We start from the raw sequence: 4,311 nt of genomic DNA, 5'->3' as shown, positions 1-4,311 counted from the left end.
TGCATCGAGGTGGGATTTGGAAATGTCGATCCCGATCGTGTGCTCCGTCATCTTCGCCGTGTCCTATCCTTGTCATGCGTGACGCAAGCACGCGTATCCGTTCAGGCCCTGGGTGAAGACGGCGGCCGATCCCACTCAATACCGGTCCCGCTGACCTTTGCTGACACGATCCGACCGCCGCCATGGCCCGCCATAAATGGCGTGGCGGGCCATGGCTCCCGAGTACCCCGAGAACCAAGAAGATTCATAAGACAATGCGATGGTCTCCCGCGCCCGGGTAGAGCTGCGAGAGCTTGAAGTTGAATGTCGCCAAGCCTGCCATCAGAACCTCGGATATCCGCGGCTCTGCCTCGAGTCGTTTTCCGACCAAAGACCAGAAAATCCGCATGGATCGAAGTCGATGCGGACATTCGTCCACGATCTTCGCTGCGTTCGAAGGTCAAGCTTGTGGTCGGAGAATATTGGCTGTATTTTCGGCCTCAGAAGAAGAAATGTCCGAGATCCCGGAAATTTCTTCGTTCGGATAGGCAGATGATACCGCCGAGAAAAAAGTCTCGGATTTCCGCCCTGTTTTTCTTTTTCAGGCCCTCAGAAAATCCGCTTGAAATACAATGACCTGCCGCGCGTCACGCGACAGGTCAGTTTGTTCAGGCCTCCCACCGGACGGAATGCGTCAGTTCGATCCGCGCCCTTTCTTCTTGTGCGAGCCTCGCCTGAAAGGCGGCTCTACATGAAACCCAGTTCCAGCCGCGCCTCGTCGGACATCATGTCCATGCCCCATTGCGGCTGGAAGGTCATCTCGACATCGACCTGTTTCACGCCGGGCAGGGGTTCGATCGCGTCGGCGACCCAGCCCGGCATCTCTCCGGCCACCGGGCAACCCGGCGCGGTCAGCGTCATGACCACCCGAACCTCGTTTGCCGCATTGATGTCGATCGTGTAGATCAGCCCCAGATCATAGATGTTGACGGGAATTTCCGGGTCGTAGACCGTCTTGCAGGCCTCCACGATCGGCTCGTAGAGCGCGTGGTCGGTGCTTGAAGGGGCGATCAGCGGATCGCCTTCCATCATCGGCTGGGTCATGGCGGTTTCCTTGCAATTCCGACCGATTATATAGGACATCGCCCGGCGCGGGTCCAGAGGGCCGGCGTTGCATCCGCGACTGGCGGGCGGTAAGGACGCGCGTTTCCACCCGGAAGGCCCCGAAGATGAGTGACCGTTTCTCCTTTTCGCTGCATGCCTCGGACGGCGCGGCGCGCAGCGGCACCATCCACACCCCGCGCGGCGAAATCCGCACGCCCGCCTTCATGCCCGTCGGCACGGCCGCGACCGTCAAGGCGATGATGCCCGAATCCGTGCGCAAGACCGGGGCCGACATCCTGCTGGGCAACACCTATCACCTGATGCTGCGCCCGGGGGCCGAAAGGATCGCCGGCCTGGGCGGGCTGCACCGCTTCATGAACTGGCCGCGCCCGATCCTGACCGATTCCGGTGGCTTCCAGGTCATGAGTCTGTCCAGCCTGCGCAAGCTGACCGAAGAGGGGGTGACCTTTGCCAGCCATATCGACGGCAGCCGCCATCACCTGACCCCCGAACGCAGCATGGAAATCCAGCGCCTTCTGGGCAGCGACATCGTCATGGCCTTTGACGAATGCCCGGCGCTTCCGGCGGCGGAACGCGACGTCGCTGTCTCGATGCGGTTGTCGATGCGATGGGCGCGGCGGTCGCGCGACGCATTCGGCGACCGGCCCGGACATGCGCTTTTCGGCATCATGCAGGGTGGCGTGACCCGCGATCTGCGCGAGGAAAGCGCCCAGGCCCTGACCGGGATCGGCTTTGACGGCTATGCCATCGGCGGGCTTGCCGTGGGCGAAGGCCAGCAGGCGATGTTCGGCGTGCTGGATTATGCGCCGGGTTTTCTGCCGGCGGACAAGCCACGCTATCTGATGGGCGTCGGCAAACCCGATGATATCGTCGGCGCCGTAAGCCGCGGCATCGACATGATGGATTGCGTGCTGCCGTCACGCTCGGGCCGGACCGGGCAGGCCTGGACGCGGCGCGGTCAGGTCAATATCAAGAATGCCCGCCATCAGGATGACCCGCGCCCGTTGGATCAGGATTGCATCTGTCCGGCCTGCCGCAATTATTCACGCGCCTACCTGCACCATGTCTTCCGCGCCGGCGAGATGATCAGCGGGATGCTGCTGACATGGCACAACCTGCATTACTACCAGGACTTGATGGCCGGGTTGCGCGCGGCGATCACGCAGTCCCGGCTGTCGGATTTCGTCGCGGATTTCCACGCCCGACGCGCCGAAGGCGACATTCCGCCACGTTGATTCCGCGCGCCTGCCGGTTGCAGTCTCGTGGCATGACGGTTGCCGTGGGCGTAAACTGTCCTTTTCAAATCACGGCCTGGGGCGTATTCATTCCGGCGGCGGACGAACCGCCCATCCGAAGGACCTCATGAGCAGCACGATCACAACCATCACCCGGACCGAGGATCTCGCCCGTTTCTGCGAGACCGCAAAAACCGCGCCCTACGTCACCGTCGATACCGAATTCCTGCGCGAACGGACATACTGGTCCAGATTGTGCCTGATCCAGCTTGCGATTCCGCCAGCCTCCACCGATGCCGAGACGGGCGGCGAGGCCGTGCTGGTCGATCCGCTGGCCGAGGGATTGTCGCTGGACCCGCTTTACGAGCTGTTTCGTCACGAGGCGACGGTCAAGGTGTTCCACGCCGCCCGCCAGGATCTGGAAATCTTCTTTCACGACGCCGCGCTGTTTCCGGTGCCGCTGTTCGACACGCAGGTTGCCGCGATGGTCTGCGGCTTCGGCGAACAGGTCGGCTACGAGACGCTGGTGCGCAAGATCGCGCGGGCGAATCTGGACAAGTCCTCGCGCTTTACCGACTGGTCGCGCCGACCGTTGTCGGATGCGCAGAAATCCTATGCACTGGCCGATGTGACACATTTGCGGGTGATCTACGAATTCCTTTCGGCCGAGCTGAAGAAGAACGGTCGCGAAAGCTGGCTGGCCGAGGAAATCGGCGTCCTGGAAGACCCGGAGACCTATATCAACCGTCCCGAAGAAGCCTGGCTGAAGATCCGCACGCGCACCAATTCGCCGCGTTTCCTGGCGATCCTGCGCGAGCTGGCGCGGTTTCGCGAAAACTATGCGCAGGACCGCGACGTGCCCCGCTCGCGCGTGTTCAAGGATGACGCGATGATCGAACTGGCTTCGACCCGGCCGGCAACCGAAGCCGATCTGGGCAAGTCGCGGCTGCTTCTGCGCGAAGCGCGGCGGGGCGACATCGCGGCCGGGATCCTCGCCGCGGTCAAGGCCGGGCAAGAATCCGGCGATCTGCCGAAACCCAAGGGCGTCGAGCCGGGGCGTCCGGGCAATCCGGCGCTGTCGGATCTGTTGCGCGTCCTGCTGAAGGCCAAGGCCGATGCGGCGGGGGTGGCCCCCAGGCTGATTGCCTCGGCGGCGGATCTGGACGCCATCGCCACCGGCGAACGCGATCTGCCCGCCCTGCATGGCTGGCGGGCCGAGGTCTTTGGCCGCGACGCCCTGCGGCTGGCCACGGGCGAGATCGCGCTGTCGGCCGGGGGCGGGGTGGTCCGCGTGGTGCCCGCGCGCTGATGGCCGCGCCCGTTACCCTGACCCGTCCCTGGCCCGAGGATGCCGATACAATCGTCGCGGCCCTTTCGGACTGGCAGGTGACGCAATGGCTCAGCGTCGTGCCCTGGCCCTATGCGATGACCGACGCGCAGGCTTTCATCGCCGAGGCGGGCCCCGACGAACACGCCGTGCGGCAGGGCGACAGGCTTGTGGGCATGATCCGTGCCGGGCAGAGCTTCGGGATCTGGATCGCGCCGGGCGCGCAGGGGCAGGGGATCGGGCTTCGCGCCGCGGTGCTGGCGCTGTCGCGCCGGTTCAATGAAGGGGCCGAGATGGTCGAATCCTACCATCTCGCGGGCAATCGTCGCTCGGCCGGGCTGCTTGCGCGGCTGGGATTTCGGCCCGTCGGTCAGGAAATGCGCTGGTCGCGGCCTCATGGCCGGGAAATGGCAGCCGTGAAGCTGCGGCTGGCTCGCGACGATTTCGCCGCCCGTCATGGCATTGCGCTGGCCACGGCGCGGCTGCTGATCGATGCCCCGCGTCCCGCCGATCTTCCCGCCTTGCACCAGATCGTGACGACACCGCAGATCGCACGGATGCTGCTGCTGTTTCACCCCGGCATGAGTGTCGAGGACATCGCCCCGATCTTCGGCGACCAGTCGCTGACATTGCCGATGCGGCTGG

At 64.3% G+C, this 4,311-nt stretch carries 4 protein-coding genes; 3 read left to right on the top strand and 1 reads right to left on the bottom strand.

What is annotated here, in order from left to right; all coding sequences use genetic code 11:
- Positions 1 to 726: 726 nt before the first annotated feature.
- The gene (locus B4A72_RS11915; RefSeq protein WP_292951029.1) at positions 727 to 1,083 is read right to left on the bottom strand and encodes an SUF system Fe-S cluster assembly protein; all 357 of its coding nucleotides are present in this window, start codon (positions 1,081 to 1,083) and stop codon (positions 727 to 729) included.
- A gap of 125 nt (positions 1,084 to 1,208) precedes the next feature.
- Here B4A72_RS11915 and tgt point away from each other — a divergent pair, with 125 nt between their 5' ends.
- The 3 genes from tgt to B4A72_RS11900 all read left to right on the top strand — a co-directional run.
- Positions 1,209 to 2,339 carry a tRNA guanosine(34) transglycosylase Tgt gene (gene tgt, locus B4A72_RS11910; protein WP_292951027.1) on the top strand — a complete coding sequence of 377 codons (1,131 nt, stop codon included), beginning with the start codon at positions 1,209 to 1,211 and terminating at the stop codon, positions 2,337 to 2,339.
- 139 nt (positions 2,340 to 2,478) lie between these two features.
- A complete protein-coding gene (gene rnd / locus B4A72_RS11905) occupies positions 2,479 to 3,648 on the top strand; it encodes a ribonuclease D (RefSeq protein WP_292951031.1) in 1,170 nt (389 codons plus the stop codon).
- The coding region (locus B4A72_RS11900; RefSeq protein ID WP_292978690.1) for a GNAT family N-acetyltransferase at positions 3,648 to 4,311 on the top strand (664 nt) is incomplete at its 3' end. The genes rnd and B4A72_RS11900, both read left to right, overlap by 1 nt.

The organism is Paracoccus sp. UBA5162, from assembly GCF_002413585.1.
Taxonomy (GTDB): domain Bacteria; phylum Pseudomonadota; class Alphaproteobacteria; order Rhodobacterales; family Rhodobacteraceae; genus Paracoccus.
Note: the sequence above shows the minus strand (reverse complement) of the source record. Positions and strands in the feature narration are given on the sequence as shown.